Origin of the sequence: Sphingobacterium kyonggiense (genome assembly GCF_039536825.1) — a bacterium.
Taxonomy (GTDB): domain Bacteria; phylum Bacteroidota; class Bacteroidia; order Sphingobacteriales; family Sphingobacteriaceae; genus Sphingobacterium; species Sphingobacterium kyonggiense.
Genome location: NZ_BAAAZI010000004.1, coordinates 738,098 through 759,499, shown reverse-complemented (window position 1 = coordinate 759,499; position 21,402 = coordinate 738,098). Strand labels below are relative to the sequence as shown.

Genomic DNA, 21,402 nt, shown 5'->3' with positions numbered 1-21,402 from the left:
TGGCGGTCGATGCATGCAATGACCCTACCGTCATCGGAGGAATTGTACCGGAACTGTATTGGTTATTGGTTACTTCCTATAGGGTTCGGCGTGTTGTTATCCCGCCAATAGGTCTAACTACTCCATACTAATTACTATATACTGCCCACAGGGCTCAGACTCTTCGCTTCGCTCTGAGTTGGAAATAGCATTGATTGGTTCTCTATCCCGCCAATCGGTCTAACTACTCCATACTAACTACTATATACTGCCCCTAGGGCTATTCCTCTTCCTCATAAAACTCCAATAAAGAGGCGATATACGTATTATTCCAACCATCGACTAGGTCATCATAATCTTCATCAGGGATATTGGTTTGTTTAACTTCTAAAGAAGTTCCTTTTTTATGTTCATGAAATTTAAGGGTAACAATAGATTGTTCCTCTTGATCGCCGAAGTACCACTCTTGTACGATTTTGGTGAAAGGTTCTAACTCTAAGAATTTACCTTGGATAGCTCCGTCCCATAAAGAGAATTGCCCTCCAACCGTTGGATCAATTTCAACTAGGTCACCTGTCCATAAGCGAATGGTGATTTCTGTAGTTAATGCTCTATATAATTCTTCGGGTTCAGCGGGTATGATATAATATTTTTTAAAATCTTTCATTCTATATAAAAAGGGATTTGGATAATTCCTGTAAATTTACGCAGATTTATTAGCAAAAGCATGAGTAATTTTCTTCCTAATGCATTAGTACGTAAGCTTGGTGTTAATCCACTCTTTGACCAAGAAGCTTTCCTAGAAGCCCATGAAAACGGATTAAAGCTTACCTCAGTACGTCTGAACCCGTATAAACCAGTCGATTTAGATTTAAAATTATCGGAAGCTGTGCCTTGGTGTCCGGAAGCTTATTATTTGGATGAGCGACCTAAGTTCACCTTGGATCCTTTGTTTCATGCTGGATGTTACTATGTACAAGAGGCGTCTTCGATGTTCTTGGCTCAAATTATTAAGGAACTCGGATTGGATAAGGATACAGTCAAGGCATTGGATTTATGTGCTGCACCTGGAGGAAAGTCAACTCTGTTAAATTCTGTTTTATCGGCCGATAGCTTGCTTATAGCGAATGAAATCATCAAAGCTAGGGCAAATATCCTTGAGGATAATTTAATGCGCTGGGGGCTTTCTAATACGATTGTAACCAATAATGATCCAACAGCATTTAGGAGGTTGCCAGGTTTCTTTGATTTGATGGTTGTAGATGCACCGTGTTCTGGATCTGGGATGTTCCGAAAGGATGAGGACAGTATTGATGAATGGTCAGAAGCTAATGTAAAATTATGTAGTGAGAGACAGCGAAGGATCTTAGCTGATGTTATGCCAGGTTTGGCGACACATGGATACCTGATTTATTCTACTTGTTCTTATTCTGAAGAGGAGAATGAGCAAATCTTAGATTGGCTGATTGATGAGTACGAATTTGAAAGTGTTAGTATCCCAATAGAGGAAAGTTGGGGAATTGAAGTAACACAATCTAAAAAACACGAAGCAAAAGGCTATCGCTTTTATCCACATAAAACCAGGGGCGAAGGTTTCTTTGTCGGAGTTCTACGTTTCAAGGGAATTCAACCGATGTTTAATATCAAAAAGCTTAAGGTAGAGAAGTCTCCTGTTCCAATTGAGTCATTAAAGCATTGGATTAAGGATTATCAACAATTCAGCACTTTTGTTCATCATGATTTCGTTCATATCTTCCCTAAGGAGCTGGAAGTTTATATTAAAGCAGCTCAGCAGGTACTCTATCTAAAGAACGCGGGTACTATGGTGGGTAAATGGTTAGGTAAGGAGCTTTTACCATCGCATGATTTGGCTTTGAGCATTCATTTATCGCAAGATATTCCGACCACAGAACTGAACTTAAAGGATGCGCAGAACTTCCTACGTAAAGAACCTCTAGATCCAAGCTTATTTCCAGAAAATCTGAAAGGCTGGAGTTTGGTCAATTATAAAGGACAAACGCTAGGATGGGTAAAAGTATTGGGTAATCGTGTGAACAATTATTATCCGAAGGAGATTCGGATAGCAAATCTTTAGGATTTGCTTTGTTCTTGAATAATTAAGTTGCAAATATCCTTTGCGACCTCATCTTTTGATTTTAATTCGTAAGATGTAACCTCGCCTGAACGATTAATTACGGTGATTTTATTGGTATTATGCGCGAATCCTGCACCTTTGTCTTGCATAGAATTCAATACGATAAAGTCTAGATTCTTCCGTTCCAGTTTATCTTTAGCATGCGCTAATTCATTATTGGTTTCTAATGCGAATCCAACTAAAGTCTGATTATCACGCTTCTGTTTTCCAAGACTTGCTAATATATCGGTTGTTTTTTTCAAGTCGATACTAAAGTCTTCGGCTTTCTTTTTGATCTTCTGATCAGCCACCTCAACAGGTGTATAATCTGCAACTGCAGCACTCATAACAACAATATCCGATTCTTGGAAATGCTTATCCATTGCTTCGAACATCTGTTGTGCTGAAACTACATCTACACGGTTTACTTGACTCGGGCTATTCAATGCTGTAGGACCTGATACCAAAGTAACTTCTGCTCCTAATGCTTGTAATTGCTTGGCGATTGCATATCCCATCTTTCCACTGGAATGATTCCCAATGAAGCGCACAGGATCAATAGCCTCATAAGTTGGACCTGCAGATACCAATGCTCTTTTACCTTTTAATGGGAGATTGCTCTCAAAATGATTAGTAATAAAAGCAAAGATTTCCTCTGGTTCTGCTAATCGGCCTTCACCAACTAATCCACTTGCTAATTCACCAGTACCCGGTGGGATTATCTGATGGCCATATTGCTTTAGAAGATCAATATTATGCTGTACAGCTGGATGCTTCCACATATCTAAATCCATTGCAGGTGCAATTGCCACAGGACCTTTTGCGGAAAGGTAGACTGCTAAAAGCAGGTTATCACAAAGTCCTTGAGCGCATTTAGCTAAAGTATTTGCGGTAGCAGGAGCAAGCACAATGAGATCAGCTTGTTCGGCGATGTGGACATGATTATTCCATTCCCCGGTTTTTTGTTCGTAATAATCTACGAGAACCGGACGATTAGAAAGGGTGGAAAGTGTAAGTGGAGTAATAAATTGAGTGGCTTCTTCCGTCATGATGACCTGTACAGAAGCTTCAGCCTTACGAAGTAATCTTACTAAGGTTGCAATTTTATAAGCGGCAATACTGCCGCTTATACCAATTACAATATTTTTGTCCTTGAGAGACATCAGATTTCCTTAATCTTGCTCTTTAGAAGGATTTCTAAAGTACACTTTGTCATGTAAGAACTCATCTAAAGCTACTAATGTAGGTTTAGGCATGCGCTCGTAATGCTTCGAGATCTCAATTTGCTCACGGTTTTCAAACACTTCTTCCAAATTGTCATTGCTGCTAGCGAATTCAGATAATTTCTGATTAAGCTCTTCTTTTACATCAACTGCAATTTGATTCGCACGTTTACTGATGATGACGATAGACTCGTACAAGTTGTCTGTACCTTTGTCTAACTCTCTTAAGTCACGCGTTACGGTCGTGTTTGGAACGGTATTTTTATTTTGGCTCATATTTAAATGAATAGATATTTACGTATTATTGTTCGTTTTCTTTTGCTGTTTCAGCAGCTGTACCTGGATTTGAAACCCCAAGTTCTTCTTCGTATTTCTTTCTTGCTTTCTCATCAGCCTCTACGATTTTAATCGCCGTGGTGATTTTACGCTCTGCACTGCTACGTAGACTTTTCAACTCATTGTTGTACTTGCTTTCTGGATAATGCTCCGAGAAAGTCTCGTAATAATCCAACATTTGGTTGAAACGCTCTTCTTGACGTCTCGGTAAGCTGTTGTCAGCAAATAAATATTGTGATTTTACCAATAAGTATTCAATTTCTTCGGAATGCTTTGTATCTGGGTAAACCTTCAATACATTCTCCAGGGCAATAACCGCTGCACGGTAGTCATCTGGCAAGCCCATATTAAAATATAGCTTGGCATTATCGAATGCTTTCTTCTCTAATTTCTCACGAAGATCCTGAATCAGTGTACCAGCTTCTTCTGCTTTCTCCGATTCTGGATACAAGTTCACAAACAATTGCAATTGTTCGATAGCTTTTCTAGTATTCTCCTGATCTAAGTTAGAACGAGGGGAATCCAAATAAAAACAGTAAGCAGACATGAAACGGCACTCCTCAGCACGTTGGCTGTTTGGGTACTTATCTGCGAATTGTTTAAAGTGATAACGAGCAGAAATATAGTCTTTTAACCTATAACTAGAATAAGCGGTATAGTAATATAAATCTTCCGCCTCAGCAGTTCCTCTATAGCGGGTCACCAAATCTTCAAATAAAGTCAAGGCTTTAGAATACTTCCCTTTTTCGTAGTATTTCACAGCTTCTTGATATTTCATTTGAATGTTGTTGCTCGCACGTACTTTCTCAAACTTGCTCTTACAGCTACTCAATCCAGCTAATAGAAAAATGCCGACAATTAGGCTAAATACATGATTCTTCAAAAACATCTTACAAAGATACGTCAATTAATACTAATTTTCAATTATATTTAAAATGCGAAAATAGCTGATTTCAATTTAGCTAAAGTCGTGATGCTGTGCATTTAACAATCTTTAACTATCCTATTAGGTCAAAGAATTGGTCAACAGTCTGAATATCCTACTTCATCAACCATTCTTTATCGTAAAACAAGCCTATCGCTCAGGTAAATAATTAGTGAATAACTTATGGAAGGTTTTGAAGGAAATTACTGATTTCTGGAAGAAGCCGTGCGCCCTCGTGGGCAATCAAAAAGGTATATCTTAAAGAGTTTGGAATAATACCAAAATACTTTTTAAATGCCGTGGTAAAATGGGTGGAATGCTTGTATCCAGTCATTCTTGCTACATCAGAAACCCGATATTTACCCATTAGAATAAGCTTCTTGGCATGCTCCATCTTGGATTCTGTAATGTAATTCATCACGGTCTTTCCAAAATGCTGCTTAAAATACTTCTTCAGGTATTGTTCGTTAGTCCCTACTGCTTTTGCCAGCTCGGAAATACTATGGTTTTTTGACAGATCCTCATCAATCAGTTTCTTTACCAATTGAATCTTATCGTAATGGTCCTTATTAACAATGATCTCCTTACTCTCATTTTCAGCATAAAGACCTTCCACCTGGTGAACCAAGACTTCTAAGAGTATACTCTGTATTTTCAGTTGATTGAGGTAAGAGTCCTCTTCGTATAGGGATAAAATTTGTTGCAAGGACAGATTAATCCTTGAATCTGCCTTTGTGAGCAGCCCATGTTGAAAACGATTTTTATCTGCCAAATACTTGACATGAAAGGCAGGAAGACGATCAGAAGGTATTAACATCAACAGGACTTTATTCTCAGAGCTCATACTTTTGAACTCTAAATAGGAGGCCTTGTTAACAGGTTTCAGAATATTCTCACCAGATTGGATTAAATAGTTTTCAGATTGAATACTAAAGGTGCAATTGGCCGAACTGTCACACAACAAAATATTTAAATATCCCTCGATCGGCGTTGTAAAGCTAAAACGCTGTCTTCCTTTTAGAACCGTGAAATACATAAATGTTCCTAATTCCAGTAAGTTTTCCTTTGGAATAGACAAGGACTCATTAATAATTTCCGATTGTTTAGCTTTTTTTTCCGATTGCGTCATTTTGTTATTTAGAATAATTCTACATTTGCAGCGAAGTTATTTAGACTAGTTCTAAAGAATGTCCAAAACTAAGATATTAATCGGATATAATGAAACAAATTTACTTTACCCTCCTCTTATTATTCTGTACGACCTGCCTTTTTGCTCAAAAAGCAAATATTAAAGGGATCGTGCATTTATTGGATGGTAAGCCTGTTTCCAATGCGACTATTCGTGTTGAGGGCAGCACAATTTTATGTGTTTCTAATGAAAAAGGAGAATACATTTTAAATGAGGTTCCCTATGGCAAGCACATTATTTTGGTAACATCCCTAGAGATTAAAAACAAGAAAGTTTCCTTAAAGGTTGATCGTCCTGTTCATGACCTGCATATACACATCGACCCAAAAGGAAATATTAGCTTAGATGAGGTTCGTGTAGTACGGAATACCGAGAAGAAGGATATTGAAACAAAGGGATTTGCTGTTAATGTTATTGAAACGAAAGAAGCAGCTCTTAGAAACCTCCAAACTAATGAGTTACTTGACAAAACTGTAGGTGTTCGAGTGCGGATGAATGGTGGTTTAGGATCAACTACCAGCTATAATTTGAATGGTATGACTGGTAATTCTGTTCGAATTCTAATTGATGGAATTCCGGTATCTACCTTTGGGTCTTCTTTCAACCTAAATAGTATTCCTCCAGCCTTAATTGAACGAATTGAAGTTTACAAGGGCGTTATCCCAGCACATCTTTCGGATGATGCTTTAGGAGGAGCGATCAATGTGGTACTTAAAAAAGGGAAAAGTAATAACCTAAATGCTTCTGTATCCTATGGATCATTTAATACCACCCAGTCAAACTTGAGTGGAATGTATCGTTTGAAAAACTCAGGTTTTACAGTAAAGGGATCAGCATTCTATAATTATTCAGATAACGATTATGAAGTATGGGGCAAGTTTGTCCGTAATATTCTTCCTAATGGTCGTTATGAGTTTGTAAAAGCCAAACGCTTCAACGACGCCTATAAATCCTATGGAGGTCGAATTGAACTAGGTTACACTGATGTCAAATGGGCCGATCAATTCTTTATTGGCTACAACGGATCTGATGATTATAATGAGATCCAACATGGAGCATACATGTCCATTCCATACAAGGGTAGATTCTCCAAATCCAATGCCCATGTGGGAAGCTTAAGTTATGCCAAGAAAAATCTTTTTGTAGAGGGCTTAGAGTTTACCATGAATGCCATGTATAGCATGCGCAATGAGTTGGTGAGTGATACTGTTTCGCATTATTACAACTGGTTTGGGGAGCAGAGCTTTGGCTTGGACGGTAAACCAATTTTTACTTCACAAGGTGCGCAACAAGGTCCTAGGACCTTAAACCATATCGACCGTAATACTTTGACAGCTCGAGCTGGATTAACTTATCAGCTAAACAACCAACATCAGTTTATTTTGAACAACATCTTTTATGATGTGGATCGTGATCAACGTGATGATATGCGTTCGGTATTAGAAAGAGAATTTATCGGTACCCGTGATTTGCAAAAGAATGTCTTGTCATTGGCTTATGAGAACCAATTAATCAATGGAAAATTACGTTCAACCGTATTTGGTAAATATTATCAACAAAATGTTGACCGTATGGATCCAACATTGGTGACTGAGAACGGCGAGTCCGTAAAAAAGATTGTTACGGATCGAAATACAAAAAGTACAACAGGATATGGTTTGGCGCTTTCTTATGCTTTCAATCCGACCATCATGTTGCTTACATCAGCAGAAAAGGCAGTTCGTATGCCTACAGAAGGAGAAGTGTTTGGTAGCCCTGGTGAAAATATCATTGAGAATTTCGGTATTCGTCCAGAAATTAGCAATAACCTAAATTTAGGTTTCCGCTTAGGTCCATTTGCTCAACAAAACCATCGTTTTTCTATTACCGGATCAGGTTTCCTAAGAAATACAAAAGATAAAATCGCTCGTCGCATCAACTCTAGAATTAATGATGTGATCCAAACGGAGCCTTTCGAGAACATTGGTAAAACACAATCTGTAGGATTCGAAACCGAACTCAAATACCAGTATAAAGACTTGCAGGTATTTTTTAATCTTTCTCGCTTCAATACCCTATTCAAAATGAAGTATGATCAAAACGGGAAAGTCTTTGAACAATATAATCAACAGATTCCTAATGAACCGTTTTTCACGGCCAATGCCGGAGCACAATATGGATTGAAGGATGTAGTAGGGAAAGGCTCCAACTTATCTTTCTATTACGGAGCTGGCTTTGTTGAGTCATTTTATACCACTTCTCTAGTTATCGAGGATTTCAAAACACCAAGGCAATTCATCCAAGACTTGGGTGCAAGCTATCTTTTCCCGAACAAGAGATATGTGATAAGTATAGATGCCAAAAACATTCTTAACAAACAAGCCTACGACAATTTTGCTGTTCAAAAACCCGGAAGAGCATTTTATATCAAATTAAACTATAACATACATAATTTTTAACTCAATACAATATATCATGAAGTTCACATCTTTAAATTATCTAGCCAGTATAGGATTATTAGTATCCACATTAAGCATTATGAGTTGTAAGGACTCCGCAGTTGAAATAGTTCCACCAACAACTAATCCCGATGGAAGATGGATTACCGTTGCAGGTGCTGTTATGGGTACATCAGCCACAAGTAAACCAGGTGATGGAAACGGTGGTACCAAATTGTTTTCAGTAAGCGCAAAAGATGCAAAAGATTTCAACTTTACCATTGATCCATTTACAAATGGTGTAGAGATGAAATCTAATCGTACAGCACGTTTACAAACTTCGGAAGATGGTAATGTCCTTTTCAATATTGCATATGCAGGTGAAAACGGTGGAGAGTTTTCTAGATTTAAAATTAATGGCGGGAATAGCTTCGTCCAAGAAGATGTAACCGTCAATATCTCTCAATATGCTACCACAGCACCAAGATGGGTAAAATTGTTTGATGGAGATAAAACAGGTGTTGCTGTCAATGTAGCTGATGTAAAACCTGTTACCGAAGGAACAACGTATAAATACTCAAGAGGACGTTCAACCGTATTGGCCTTAGATCTACAAAACGTCTTAATCAAGAATTACAAGCAATATGAAATCCCACTTTCTGCTGAAGAAGAGGCAAAGGGATATTACATCAGTCGTTTGGATGCTCCAGTACTTAACAAAGCAGGTAATAAATTAATCATTGGTTTTGCTAGTGGAAAGCACGATCCTAAAACTGGTGCCGGAGATAAAAATCCTTACCCTGCTTTAAGTTCTAAATCCGTAGTTGTTGATTATCCTTCATTGGAAAACCCTAAGGTAATTAGCTCAACCATTTCTAACGGTAGTACAAATGGATACCGTAGCTTCAATGCTTTCCTAGGAAATGATGGAATGATCTACCAAGCTACGCAACGTGACGATAAAGGATCGCATATCTTAAGAATTGGTCAAAATAATGAATATGATAATTCTTACGTATTCAGCTTAGACGCTGCCTTAAAAGTAAAAGGATCATACATCGAGTGTTGGAGATATGTAGGCGATGGTATTGCTTATGTGCTCTATACGCATGATGGTGCGTCTGCTTCCAAATTCGATGCAAATCAACAACAAAGTTATGCTGCACGCGTTGATTTGAATGCTAAAACAGCAACCAAGTTAGATTTACCAGATGATGTAGATGTATATTATTTCCAACATCAAGGTATTGCTGTTGATGGTGATGACGTGTATTTAACCTATGCGCCAGTTGGTAAAGAGGGACGAATCTATGTTATTAACAGAAAAACAGGAGAGGTTAAACCGGGTGCTAAACTAGCAAACAAACCAGGAAACCACTATATCGGAACATTCTAAGATGCCTATATAAAGCCAGAAAATCAGGTGGATTGAAGATCTACCTGATTTTTGGTTTTAAAAAATAATTCAGTAGAAGAGAAAATGAGTAAACCAAAACAACAAAAAACAAACTGGATGAAAGTCCGGAAATTCCTAAATGATATTCACTTATGGGGAGGATTAATATCGGGAATCGTTGTGCTAATTGTCTGTTTAACAGGTACAATCTATGTGTACAATACGGAGATTAGAACATTGGCACAACCCAAGTATTTCAAGGTAAAAGCTGATGGAGAGAAGCTGAATCCCGATGAATTACTTGCCAAAGTAAAACCTGAGATTAAGGGTAAGATTGTTGGTATAAAGATTCCTTTTGCTGACAATGCAACCACTTCTGTTCTGTTTACTAAAAAGGAAAAGGAAGAAGGGAAAGAGTCAAAAGGAAATAAAGGAGAACCATCCAAAGAAAAGGAAGGCAATAACGCTACAGCTAGTCCTAAAGCAGAAAAAGAAGCGAATAAGTCCGAAAAATCCAATGAAGAAGTAGCCAAAGGAAACGAAGTAAAGTCTGAAGGTAAACCATCAAAAGAAAAAAAAGCACCTGCAGGTCCTGCTGGAGGGCGTGGTCCTCGTGCTAATCAATTTGCTGTTAATCCATATACAGGAGAAGCTATCGGAGATCCTTCGGATGAAAAGACGAAGACAGCAGAATTTATGCAAAAGATGTTTGGCTTACACCGCTGGTTATTGCTAAATGAAATCGAAGAACCAATTATTGATGGTGTGGAGAACCGCAAATTAGGATCTTGGATTACAGGCACAGCTACTTTGTTGTTTCTTTTAGGTGTTATTACCGGAATGGTGATCTGGTTCCCAAATAAGATTCGTTCATGGAAGAATGGTCTGAAGATCCGTTGGACGGCCAATTGGAAACGAGTGAACCATGATTTACACAATACCCTTGGTTTTTATAGTTGTATTATCTTGTTCCTAATGGCTGTTACAGGTCCTTTCTGGTCATTCGATTGGTATCGTGCTGGTTGGCAAAAGACTTGGGGAACTTATAAGTCCCCTGATGCGCCAAAAGAAGAGAAAAAGCCACTTCAATCTGTTTTACCATTAGATGGTAAACAACCATTAAGTATTGAAGAGACCATATTAGCTGTCAATAAAATATTGCCTTACGATGGTGATATCAGCATCAATTTCCCAAAGGATAGCCTTGGCACTTTATCGATCAGTAAGAATAGAGTAGGATTCTTTGCGCCATCAGCAGGGGATAAATTGACTTTGGACCAATATACGGGGGAGGCAATTGAGAAAGATATTTTCCGTGAAAAACCATTTAATGAACGTGCTTCTGCATCCATTAAAGCCTTGCATATTGGTGATATCTATGGGCCTTTCAGTAAATTGTTGTATTTCATTTCCTGTCTAATCGCCACTTCACTTCCGGTTACTGGGGTGATGATTTGGTTAAATAAGATGAAGAAGAAACCAAAGGCAGCCAAGTAACTGCATACACATAAAAAAACAGGCAAGGTTCCAATCATTGAACCTTGCCTGTTTTTATTTATTGATTATTGATCCAATTCCTTCAACCAAGCCTTTTCTTTATTGGTCAACTTAGACCGGTCAACCTGATAATTCGGGTTTGCTAAATACCAATCTGTATTCTCATAATAATCTTTCAATAACTTATCCTGAAAAACATAACCTCTTCTAGCAAATGGTAGATTCCGAAGGATCTTCTTTTCATCAGCCTTGTATTTACTCTTTTCAGTTAAGTCTGGTTGCTGATGAATGGAATAGGCGATATAGCCTTCCTCCGGATACAGGATATTTCCATTCCCCCAGTTATTGAAGTTGTACACGTATAATTCGCCTTTTGGTCTAAAGTTCTTTTTCTTAAATACTAGCTTACCTTCTTGAATTTGGAATTTTACAGCATCGCTTTCCATAATCGGGTTATTGCTCTTTGCCACATCGCTGTGTTTTCCACGGCCTTGAAGATCCCATTCTTTCGCATTTTGGAAGAATGATTTATTGATCTGGAATGTTTCGTATGATCCCATATCCAATATCAAGGTGAAATCATCGATTTGTTTATTGGCCCAACGGTTCGCTGCCGTCAAAATATATTCAAATTGATAATTCAGATCTATTGAACCCGAAAGTTTATACCTATACGTATGTTTCAATTTGTTGATGCCCGGTTTAAAAGTCGCTTTGAAATGATACACATAAAAGAAATCAACATAATTACCATCTTTGTTTCCTGAGAATTTACGTAAATCGACCGATTTGATAATTCCTTGTTTCACGTAATTGCTGTCAGCCACATAAGCCACTTGGAACGGCAGGCTTTTATCATTCAGATTAACCTTGAAATCTTTCATATATGGGTGTTTTCCTTCCACGGGAGCACCATCTACATCACCCTCTGGGGAAAAGGCCTCAAATCCAACAACAAGTTCCTTGTTTGTCTTTTTAGGATTAAAGAACTCATAATAAACAGTGACTTCGACCCATTCATTTTCTATTTTCTTCAGGCTTAGAATCTCCTTGCGTACTTGAATATCCGTTTCAACAATAGGTATCAATTGATTCCCGGAAGCATAAAATGCACCATCATTGGCAAATGCCCAAGTTTGCAAACTCAAGAAGATGGTAAATAGGAGAAGAATTCTAAGGATTGATCTCATAATAAGCGTTTCTAAGGTGAATAGCATAAAAGAAAGGACTTGCGAATTAAAATAGGCAAGTCCTTTCATGGTTTAAAAAATTTCCGAATAACGGTAATTTCTTTTTATCATCCAAGCTACATAGCAAGCCACATACTGGATGACGAACAGTGTGATAAATGTTTAATGACTAGGTCTTATCCCAGCAATTAGTTTTTGTCTGCAGTCATTTTACCGATAATCATTTCAATTACGGCAACTACAATTGCAAATAAGAGGGCAGGTAGAAACCCATCAACCTCGAATTTCGTTCCCATGATTTTATCCGAAAGCATAATCATCAATACCGTTATGATGAAGGATACCAATCCGAATGTTAACCAGTTTAAAGGGAAAGTGAATAAACGCAGGATACCACCAACTATGGCGTTTACCAAGCCTATTACTAAACCTGTTACAATTGCCCATCCAAACCCTGCTACCTGTACGCCTGGGACAATTAAAGAAGCTAAAGCAACGACTAATCCTGTAACTAATAGACTAATAATGAATCTCATAACTAATTTGTTGTGTCTGACACCCAAAATGGTCAAAATTGATGCCAATAAGGGCTTTTTAAGGTTGTCATTTTTTTTGGTAACAAAAATAATATTATGCTAACATAGAAAAATATTGTATATTCACTCTACAATTTTAAACAAGAAGGTTATGAAAAAGCTACTGATGACCCTTTGTGCGCTATTTATAGCAGTTGCTGTATTTGCACAAGCAGATCCAATATTAGGTAAGTGGGAAAACCCAAGTGGGGAAGGAAGGATCGAAATTTATAAAAAAGGCGATAAATTTTTCGGGAAATTGTATTGGATCAAAGACTCTGGTAAAAAGGATGCTAAGAATCCAGATCCTGCACAACGGAACCGCAATATCCAAGGCCTAGAAATCCTCAGCAACTTTAAAAAGGAAAGCAAAACTTACGTAGATGGCACCATCTATGACCCTAAGTCAGGTAAAACATACAGCTGTAAAATGACCTTGAAAGGAAATGATCAGCTTGATATCCGTGGTTATATCGGAATTAGTCTGCTTGGACGTTCTGAAACCTGGAAAAGAATTAAATAATTTAAGTAAACAACAAACAAAAGGAAAGGCTGCTCATTTTTTGAGCAGCTTTTTTTTTGAGACCGTTTCACTGTTAGATATGAGATGTGAGACCGCTTCGCTGTTAGATAATAAATTCGAAAAAAGAATCGGTAGGCGTTTTACCACTTACAACACAGAGCAGAGCGAAGAGTCTTAGCCCTGTGGGGGTTATTAGTAGAAAGTATATAGTATAAAGACCAATTGGCGGGGTAGCAGTAACGTCATTTACAACTCAGAGCAGCGCGAAGAGTCTTAGCCCTGCGGGCGGTATTTAGTAGAAAGTATATAGTATAAAGACCTATTGGCGGCGTAGCAGTAACGTCATTTACAACTCAGAGCAGCGCGAAGAGTCTCTGATTCCCCCCTCAAGATCAGGTCATTCTGAGGCTGGCCGAAGAAACCACTCATCTGAAAATCAGAATTGCTTTAGAGAACCTGTGGTAATAATATTTTATTGCGGTCGATGCATGCATCGACCCTACAAACACTCGTGAAATATTAAACCTAATCAACCCTAACCGTAGGGTCGAAGCATGCTTCGACCGTTTAAATATCTCCCTTTTTTTATCCCCATTACTATCTCAAATCTCACATCTCATATCTAATAGCGCAGCGGTCTCATATCTCACACTCACATTTCAAACAAACGATTTCGTAATGGGGTACTGATAAAAAACACTTATCTTAGCTTAACAAAATGAATTGCTATGTATAAAACTTTAAAGCCTGCTTTAGAAAAAGAATTGGCAGACATCAAAGATGCTGGTTTATATAAAGAAGAGCGTATTATTGTTACTCCTCAAGGTGCTGATATTAAAGTAAGCACTGGACAGGAAGTAATTAACTTCTGTGCTAACAACTATTTAGGACTTTCTTCACATCCGAAAGTAATTGAGGCTGCTAAGGCTAGCATTGATTCGCATGGATATGGTATGTCTTCTGTTCGTTTCATTTGTGGAACGCAGGATGTGCACAAAGAATTAGAAGCTAAACTTTCTAAATTCTTGGGTACGGAAGACACCATTCTTTATGCTGCTGCATTTGATGCTAACGGTGGTGTATTTGAACCATTGTTCTCCGCTGAAGATGCGATTATTTCCGATGAGCTTAACCACGCTTCCATTATTGATGGGGTGCGTTTGTGTAAAGCACAACGATTCCGTTATAAAAACTGCGATATGGCAGATCTTGAAGCACAATTACAAGCTGCTTCCGGTGCGCGTCATAGAATCATCGTTACGGACGGTGCATTCTCTATGGATGGTTCTGTTGCTCCGCTTGATAAAATCTGTGATCTAGCTGATAAATATGAAGCATTGGTGATGATTGATGAGTCACACTGTTCAGGTTTCATCGGTAAAACAGGTCGTGGTACACATGAATTGTTTAATGTAATCGACCGTGTTGATATTATTACTGGTACATTAGGAAAAGCCTTAGGTGGTGCATCTGGTGGTTTTACTTCTGGTAAAAAAGAAATTATCGACATGCTGCGTCAGCGTTCGCGTCCTTACTTATTCTCGAATACCTTGGCTCCTGCAATTGCTGGTGCTTCAGTAGCCGTATTGGATATGTTAAGTGAAACAACAGAATTGCGTGATAAATTAGAAAACAACACGCAGTATTTCCGTGAGAAGATGACAGAAGCTGGATTTGATATCAAGCCAGGTTTCCACCCAATCGTTCCGGTGATGCTTTACGATGCCAAATTAGCACAAGAATTTGCGGCTAAGATGTTAGACGAAGGTATTTATGTAATCGGTTTCTACTATCCAGTGGTTCCTCAAGGAAAAGCACGTATCCGTGTACAAATTTCTGCAGGACATGAAATTGAACACTTGGATAAAGCTATCGCTGCATTTACGAAAGTTGGTAAAGAATTAGGCGTTATTAAATAAGCCGATTTATATTTATTATATTTCAATAAATAAAAACCTTAAGAAAAGGGGAATGTCCAAAAGGATATTCCCTTTTTCTGTTTTTGACCTATCCGTTATTCAAGAAGTTTTTTTATAACTGAATAACCCCGATATACCTAATTTTCCGCGGCTAATTCTGATGTTTTTTGTCTCACATCTAATAGCGTAGCGGTCTCATATCTCATGTCTTTTTCACCAGTTTTCTTTGGTACTTCTTCGGATCTCCTTCGGAACTTGTTCGGAACTCCTTCGGATCTCGTTCGGTTAGAAGCGAACGAGATCCGAAGAAGATCCCTATCAGATTCGTAGAAATTCCGCGAGAGTATCGAAGCAATAATTTGGAAAAATGATCGATGAATCCTTGTTGAATGCACGAAACATAAGGAGTTGGAAGACGCATTATTCAGCTTGAAGATTGTTGCTATCCGTTTTATTGATGAAATTAGATTAGGCAGGTAAAACCATTGTTGAAAAGTGCACCAGGATTGTTCGATAAACCTACTAATCGACACATAGATGCTTAACTTATTTTATCCCAATTGATATATTCCCTGTCTAAAAACGCGACTTTTTGTTACATCAGCGGTTTTTATTGTGTTTTGATCGATGGTTGATTTAAGGAATAACTGATGTAAAAAACCGCTTTGAAAGGCTGTTATCGGGCAAAATAAAAAATAATGGCGAGTGCGGATAATAAACGTTTAACCGTGATTAGAAGAAGAAAGTCGAGGTTTTAGTGAGGGCTTGAATGTTGCGGCTTAACACTCAAGTAATTGAAAATTAATCAAAAGGCAACAGTCGCCTAATAAAATATTAACAAAAATTTCTGAATATTGAGGTGATAAATAGTTATCTTTGCACCTCTTATTTTAAATAATACACAATTGCTCGATGCAGAATATCAGAAACATTGCGATTATAGCGCACGTTGACCACGGTAAAACTACCCTAGTTGATAAAATCTTACACTTCACCAACCAATTCAGAGACAATGAGAATTCAGGAGAATTAATCCTGGACAACAATGATTTGGAACGTGAGCGTGGTATTACGATTGTATCTAAGAACGTATCTGTCAAATATAAAGACACAAAGATCAACATTATTGATACTCCAGGTCACGCCGATTTCGGTGGTGAGGTTGAGCGTGTATTGAAAATGGCTGATGGTGTTGTATTATTAGTAGATGCCTTTGAAGGTCCAATGCCTCAAACCCGTTTCGTAACCGGTAAGGCTTTAGCCTTAGGTATCAAACCTATTGTTGTAGTAAACAAGGTTGACAAAGAAAACTGTCGCCCTGAAGAAGTATACGAAAATGTATTTGACCTTTTCTTTAGCTTAGGTGCTACAGAAGATCAATTAGATTTTCCTGTATTATACGGTTCTTCTAAACAAGGATGGATGTCTAAAGATTGGACTAAACCAACGACGGACTTCACCGAATTGTTAGATGCAATCATCGAACATATCCCTGCACCTCAGATATCTGAAGGTACCCTACAAATGCAGGTTACATCATTAGACTATTCGACTTTCGTAGGTCGTATCGCTATTGGTCGTATCGCACGTGGTACTATTAAAGAAAACCAACCGGTTTCCTTAGTAAAACGTGATGGTAAAATCGTTAAATCACGTGTGAAAGAACTTCAATTATTTGAAGGACTAGGACGTGTAAAAGTAACTGAATGTCATGCAGGTGATATCGTTGCTGTAGTAGGTATTGAGGGTTTTGAAATCGGTGATACGATTGCTGATTTTGAAAATCCAGAACAATTAGAAGTAATGCACATCGATGAGCCAACAATGAACATGTTGTTCACGATCAATAACTCACCTTTCTTTGGTAAAGAAGGTAAATTCGTTACTTCTCGTCACATTCATGACCGTTTACAGAAAGAATTAGAGAAGAACTTAGCATTACGCGTTGTTCCTACTGAATCTCCTGATCAATGGTTAGTTTATGGACGTGGTATTCTTCACTTATCGGTATTGATCGAGACCATGCGTCGTGAAGGATATGAATTGCAAGTAGGTCAGCCACAGGTAATCGTTAAAGAAATCAATGGTCAGAAACATGAGCCTATCGAAGAATTGGTAGTAGATGTTCCTGCAGAAGTTTCTGGTAAAGTTATCGAGTTGGTTACTCAACGTAAAGGTGAATTATTAGTGATGGAAACGAAAGGTGATATGCAACACTTGGAATTCTCTATTCCATCGCGTGGTATCATCGGACTTCGTAACAACGTATTGACAGCGACTGCTGGTGAGGCTGTAATGGCGCACCGTTTGAAAGGTTATGAGCCTTGGAAAGGTACTATCCCTGGACGTTTAGCTGGGGTATTGATTTCCTTAGATACAGGTTCTACAACTGCATACTCTATTGATAAATTACAAGACCGCGGACGTTTCTTCGTAGATCCAGGAGTGGATATTTATGAAGGACAAATCTTAGGTGAGCATATCCGTGATAACGATTTGACTATCAACGTTACGAAAGGTAAGCAGTTAACAAACATGCGTGCTTCGGGTTCTGATGACAACACACGTATCGCTCCGGCTATCAAATTCTCTTTAGAAGAATGTATGGAATACATCCAAGCAGATGAGTACATCGAGGTAACTCCTCAAAGCATGCGTCTTCGTAAGATTTACTTGACAGAAAACGAACGTAAAGTTAACTCGAAGAAATTCGTTTAGTCTTTACCTGACTTATAAAATCTAAAAGGCGGCTATCTCAACAGGATAGCCGCTTTTGGTATATGTTGGCTTTTGTTGTTGGGGATAGTTATTTAGCTTCGATGAAATTCAAGTTTTTGAATATGGATAAAAAACAGGAGATTTAGGGTATGGAAGAGGAAAATGATGATTTAACCTGGCATAAGGTGCCGGTAAAGATTGATGATACCCGTAATTATGTTAAAGCCCTGCATGTGGCGGGTAAAAAGCTGTGTTTAATTCGCCAGGATGATGTTTTATCGGTTACTTCCAGCCGTTGTCCTCATGCGGGTGCCGACCTGACCAAAGGTTGGTGTGAAGGGCATAAATTAATCTGTCCTTTCCATAGGCATGAATTTGATATTGTTACAGGCAAAGGGACAGAGAAACAAGGTAATTACATCCGCATGTATCCCCTAAAAAAAGAAGGAGATGACTACTATGTAGGCATTAAACGAAGCCTTTGGGATAAGATATTTGGCTAATTCTATTTTAGAATAGCTTTCTGATTAACTGCAAGAAGCGTTGTGTTTTTTCCGTATAAGGATACCAGAACATGGCAGATAGGGGATAGCCAATTGATTTTGCAACGGCGCGTTCATGAGAGAAGGCTTTGAAACCGTACTTACCTGTAGACTGTCCAATCCCTGAGTTGTTAACACCACCAAAAGGTAAATTAGGATGCATGATTTGAATCAGGGCATCATTTACACAAGTCGATCCAGCAGAGCTGTATCGAATAACATGCTTGTTGAATAAATTATCTTTGGAAAAGACGTAGAGTGCCAGGGGTTTTTCCTTCTTACGAATACTGGCCAATACCTCATCGATCTGACTGTAATAACATACCGGGAAAATAGGGCCAAAGATCTCTTCCTGCATTAAGGTATTGTTTTCAGCTACATTTGTAATTAAGGTAGGTTCAATGTACAGCTCTTTTTCCAAATAATTTCCGCCTGCTAATACCTGAGCACCTAAGCTTTTGGCACTTTCAAGAGCCGAGGTCAATCTTTCAAAATGTTTTTTATTGATGATACGTGCGTAATCTGGAGAATTTAAAGCATCCTTTCCGAAAGCTTCCATTAGTTCTTCCCGAAATATCGATTCAAATTCACCACGTATATGTCGATGTACAAATAAATAATCAGGTGCTATACAGGTTTGTCCTGCATTGACGTATTTTGCCCAAATCAGGTTCTTTACCACCCTGCGGATATTCACATGTTTATCCACAATGGCAGGGGATTTACCCCCTAATTCTAAGGTGATATCAGCCAAATGTTTGCTAGCAGCTTCCATCACAATCTTACCTACTGTCGGAGATCCTGTAAAATGAATGTGGTCAAAGCGAAGGGCTAATAAATGCGAGCTTTCTTCTACTGCGCCTTCCACAACGGCTACATGTGCTTCGGAAAATATCTCTGTAAGGATTTTACGGATGACTTGGTTGGTATGTTCGGCAAATTCCGAGAGCTTAAGAATGCTGGTGTTGCCAGCAGCAATACTTGCCGCCAAATGCACCATAGGCAATTGAAAGGGGTAGTTCCAGGGCGTCATGATGAGGACATTACCTTTTGGTTCATAATGAAGGTAAGCCTTGTTATTGGCAAACATAGCCGACCAAGCGACTGATTTGTCCTTTGCCCATTTTGGAAGGTGCTTAATAATATGCTTGAGTTCCATTTCAACGGCAAGAATTTCCGTTATGCCGGATTCAATTGCCGACTTGTGAAAGTCATCATATAAAGCTTTCTCAATAGCCTGTTCCTCGACCCGAATCTTTGCTAATAGTTTCTTCAAAAAAGCGACACGCTTAGCCACTGACAAGTTTCGAGCTTCAAGGGTGTACTGAAGCTGTTTATTGTATATAGCATCGATTTCAGAAAGACTATTATAGGGCATATGGGTCGCGATTGTGATTTATGGTAATATCGGAAAAAAACCTGGACAAAAATTTGCCCAGGTTTGATTTGTTTTCATAGGTATGTAAAATTTTCTATTTCTTATCCTGAGCTTCGGATGCTATGTAAACATCGTTGTCGGCAGTATAGATTTTGAATTGTACATCATATTCTTCAGGAACATAAATAACCACAGGCATTCTGCCGTTGTAGTTTAAGGTAGTCCCTTGATTGGATACGAATAAATTACGTTTTGGCATATCCGGGCAAGCCATCTGCGTGCTAATGATTTCGCCTTTAGTTTTGAACACGTAGTATTCATATCCCCAACCTTGCAAATCCTTCTTCTCCAATGTTCCTTGTAATCCATAGGAATTACAACCATCGACTTCCATCATCTTTCCAATGGCAAATTCAATTTTCTTGTTTTGATCATTGTTTGAATAGGGCACTTCAATAACCATTTTCTTATATCCTTTTTCAGGAGCAGGGAAAATATTCGTATTTACTTTTACAATTGTTTGTTGTGCCATGGCCATATTTGTCATCATACCTAAGCCTAAAAATAAGGCTGTTGCTAATTGAAGGATCTTCTTTTTCATGTTGTTCATTTCTTTTATGAGTTTATGTGTGTATTGACAGCTTTACCACGCATTAACTGTACATAAGAGCCTAGGAAGTCCAAAAGGTTTAATCTTGGAATGGAATTAATTTACTTGCATCTAATTCGTTAATGAGTGCTCTTGCCAAAATTCTATTTGGGTCAATTACCGGTAATCCGAAATATGATTTTTCGCGAAGTGCTAGTGGAAGCTCAGTACAACCAAGGATAATGACCTGGGCGCCTTGTGTTTTTAAGTCATGAATAGCACTTACTAATTCATCGTGGGCGCGATTGGTAACAGGTGAAGAAATGGCTTTGATACCATAGGTTTCATCATAGATAGCTGCATGAATTTTTTCTTGCAAATCATCATTGGGTTCAATGCAATTCAATTCAAAGCACTCCAATATATTTTTATAAAGACCCGTGCTTCGGGTTCCTGTAGTGGAAAGCACCCCGATTTGGCTGTGCTCATAATGCTGCTTGATAAATTTAGCGGTTTCCTCAATCATGTTGAGCAGCTTTATCTGTGCATTATTTTTAGCTAAATCCTCTAAGATCACCTCAAAGATTCTAGGCGAATGTGCTGTATTACAAGGAATAGCAGCTACGGTAGCCCCTGCACGTTCCAGTTCATAGGTTATCTCCGCTAGGGCATGGCCAGGATTGATGGGTTCTCTTCCCAAGAGGTATTCTGTGCGATCCTTGATGCGGTTCGCTTGTGAAGACAATAAAACCGGCAAATGGTCTTGGTCTTTACGGGCATTTGTCTCTTCGATTATCTTTTTTACAATATCTACCCCCGCTAGAGGGCCGACACCACCTACAATTCCAATCATGGTTCTATATTTTTATTGT

At 38.4% G+C, this 21,402-nt stretch carries 18 protein-coding genes; 8 read left to right on the top strand and 10 right to left on the bottom strand.

The window, feature by feature from the left end; all coding sequences use genetic code 11:
• Positions 1 to 259: 259 nt before the first annotated feature.
• A complete protein-coding gene (locus ABD676_RS04325) occupies positions 260 to 646 on the bottom strand; it encodes an SRPBCC domain-containing protein (RefSeq protein ID WP_344673442.1) in 387 nt (128 codons plus the stop codon).
• A gap of 60 nt (positions 647 to 706) precedes the next feature.
• On the opposite strand from ABD676_RS04325, the gene ABD676_RS04320 reads away from it, so the two are divergent.
• Positions 707 to 2,074, top strand: coding sequence for a methyltransferase RsmF C-terminal domain-like protein (locus ABD676_RS04320; RefSeq protein WP_344673441.1), 1,368 nt, complete (start codon positions 707 to 709; stop codon positions 2,072 to 2,074).
• Here ABD676_RS04320 and coaBC read toward each other — a convergent pair.
• The 4 genes from coaBC to ABD676_RS04300 form a co-directional block, all read right to left on the bottom strand.
• Entirely contained in the window at positions 2,071 to 3,276 is a 1,206-nt protein-coding gene (coaBC, locus tag ABD676_RS04315) for a bifunctional phosphopantothenoylcysteine decarboxylase/phosphopantothenate--cysteine ligase CoaBC (protein ID WP_344673440.1), read from the bottom strand. The genes ABD676_RS04320 and coaBC overlap by 4 nt on opposite strands.
• A 9-nt stretch (positions 3,277 to 3,285) precedes the next feature.
• Positions 3,286 to 3,612, bottom strand: coding sequence for a DNA-directed RNA polymerase subunit omega (locus ABD676_RS04310; protein WP_344673439.1), 327 nt, complete (start codon positions 3,610 to 3,612; stop codon positions 3,286 to 3,288).
• Positions 3,613 to 3,637: 25 nt separating this feature from the next.
• Entirely contained in the window at positions 3,638 to 4,561 is a 924-nt protein-coding gene (locus ABD676_RS04305; protein WP_344673438.1) for an outer membrane protein assembly factor BamD, read from the bottom strand.
• 217 nt (positions 4,562 to 4,778) lie between these two features.
• Complete coding sequence (locus ABD676_RS04300) at positions 4,779 to 5,726, bottom strand: AraC family transcriptional regulator (protein WP_344673437.1); 948 nt, start codon at positions 5,724 to 5,726, stop codon at positions 4,779 to 4,781.
• A gap of 89 nt (positions 5,727 to 5,815) precedes the next feature.
• On the opposite strand from ABD676_RS04300, the gene ABD676_RS04295 reads away from it, so the two are divergent.
• The 3 genes from ABD676_RS04295 to ABD676_RS04285 all read left to right on the top strand — a co-directional run bounded on the left by ABD676_RS04295 (position 5,816) and on the right by ABD676_RS04285 (position 11,096).
• Positions 5,816 to 8,224 (top strand): TonB-dependent receptor, encoded by a 2,409-nt coding sequence (locus ABD676_RS04295; RefSeq protein WP_344673436.1) that lies wholly within the window; start codon positions 5,816 to 5,818, stop codon positions 8,222 to 8,224.
• 16 nt (positions 8,225 to 8,240) lie between these two features.
• Positions 8,241 to 9,599, top strand: a complete 1,359-nt coding sequence (locus ABD676_RS04290) for a hypothetical protein (protein WP_344673435.1) — start codon at positions 8,241 to 8,243, stop codon at positions 9,597 to 9,599.
• Between the two features lie 84 nt (positions 9,600 to 9,683).
• Positions 9,684 to 11,096 carry a PepSY-associated TM helix domain-containing protein gene (locus ABD676_RS04285; RefSeq protein ID WP_344673434.1) on the top strand — a complete coding sequence of 471 codons (1,413 nt, stop codon included), beginning with the start codon at positions 9,684 to 9,686 and terminating at the stop codon, positions 11,094 to 11,096.
• Between the two features lie 65 nt (positions 11,097 to 11,161).
• On the opposite strand, the gene ABD676_RS04280 is transcribed toward ABD676_RS04285, so the two are convergent.
• Both ABD676_RS04280 and ABD676_RS04275 read right to left on the bottom strand, forming a co-directional pair.
• Positions 11,162 to 12,286, bottom strand: a complete 1,125-nt coding sequence (locus tag ABD676_RS04280) for a YARHG domain-containing protein (protein ID WP_344673433.1) — start codon at positions 12,284 to 12,286, stop codon at positions 11,162 to 11,164.
• 188 nt (positions 12,287 to 12,474) lie between these two features.
• Positions 12,475 to 12,822 (bottom strand): phage holin family protein, encoded by a 348-nt coding sequence (locus ABD676_RS04275; protein WP_344673432.1) that lies wholly within the window; start codon positions 12,820 to 12,822, stop codon positions 12,475 to 12,477.
• 151 nt (positions 12,823 to 12,973) lie between these two features.
• On the opposite strand from ABD676_RS04275, the gene ABD676_RS04270 reads away from it, so the two are divergent.
• The 4 genes from ABD676_RS04270 to ABD676_RS04255 all read left to right on the top strand — a co-directional run bounded on the left by ABD676_RS04270 (position 12,974) and on the right by ABD676_RS04255 (position 18,524).
• Positions 12,974 to 13,384, top strand: a complete 411-nt coding sequence (locus tag ABD676_RS04270) for a DUF2147 domain-containing protein (protein ID WP_344673431.1) — start codon at positions 12,974 to 12,976, stop codon at positions 13,382 to 13,384.
• 728 nt (positions 13,385 to 14,112) lie between these two features.
• Positions 14,113 to 15,303: a glycine C-acetyltransferase gene (kbl, locus tag ABD676_RS04265; protein WP_344673430.1), complete on the top strand. Its 1,191-nt coding sequence runs from the start codon at positions 14,113 to 14,115 to the stop codon at positions 15,301 to 15,303.
• Between the two features lie 912 nt (positions 15,304 to 16,215).
• Complete coding sequence (gene typA / locus ABD676_RS04260; RefSeq protein ID WP_344673429.1) at positions 16,216 to 18,021, top strand: translational GTPase TypA; 1,806 nt, start codon at positions 16,216 to 16,218, stop codon at positions 18,019 to 18,021.
• Between the two features lie 149 nt (positions 18,022 to 18,170).
• On the top strand, positions 18,171 to 18,524 hold the full coding sequence (locus tag ABD676_RS04255) for a Rieske (2Fe-2S) protein (RefSeq protein ID WP_344673428.1): 354 nt from the start codon (positions 18,171 to 18,173) through the stop codon (positions 18,522 to 18,524).
• 7 nt (positions 18,525 to 18,531) lie between these two features.
• Here ABD676_RS04255 and ABD676_RS04250 read toward each other — a convergent pair whose 3' ends face one another.
• The 3 genes from ABD676_RS04250 to ABD676_RS04240 form a co-directional block, all read right to left on the bottom strand.
• Entirely contained in the window at positions 18,532 to 19,941 is a 1,410-nt protein-coding gene (locus ABD676_RS04250; protein ID WP_344673427.1) for an aldehyde dehydrogenase family protein, read from the bottom strand.
• A gap of 94 nt (positions 19,942 to 20,035) precedes the next feature.
• Complete coding sequence (locus ABD676_RS04245; RefSeq protein WP_344673426.1) at positions 20,036 to 20,542, bottom strand: ecotin family protein; 507 nt, start codon at positions 20,540 to 20,542, stop codon at positions 20,036 to 20,038.
• Positions 20,543 to 20,630: 88 nt separating this feature from the next.
• A complete protein-coding gene (locus ABD676_RS04240) occupies positions 20,631 to 21,383 on the bottom strand; it encodes an aspartate/glutamate racemase family protein (protein WP_344673425.1) in 753 nt (250 codons plus the stop codon).
• Between the last annotated feature and the right edge of the window lie 19 nt (positions 21,384 to 21,402).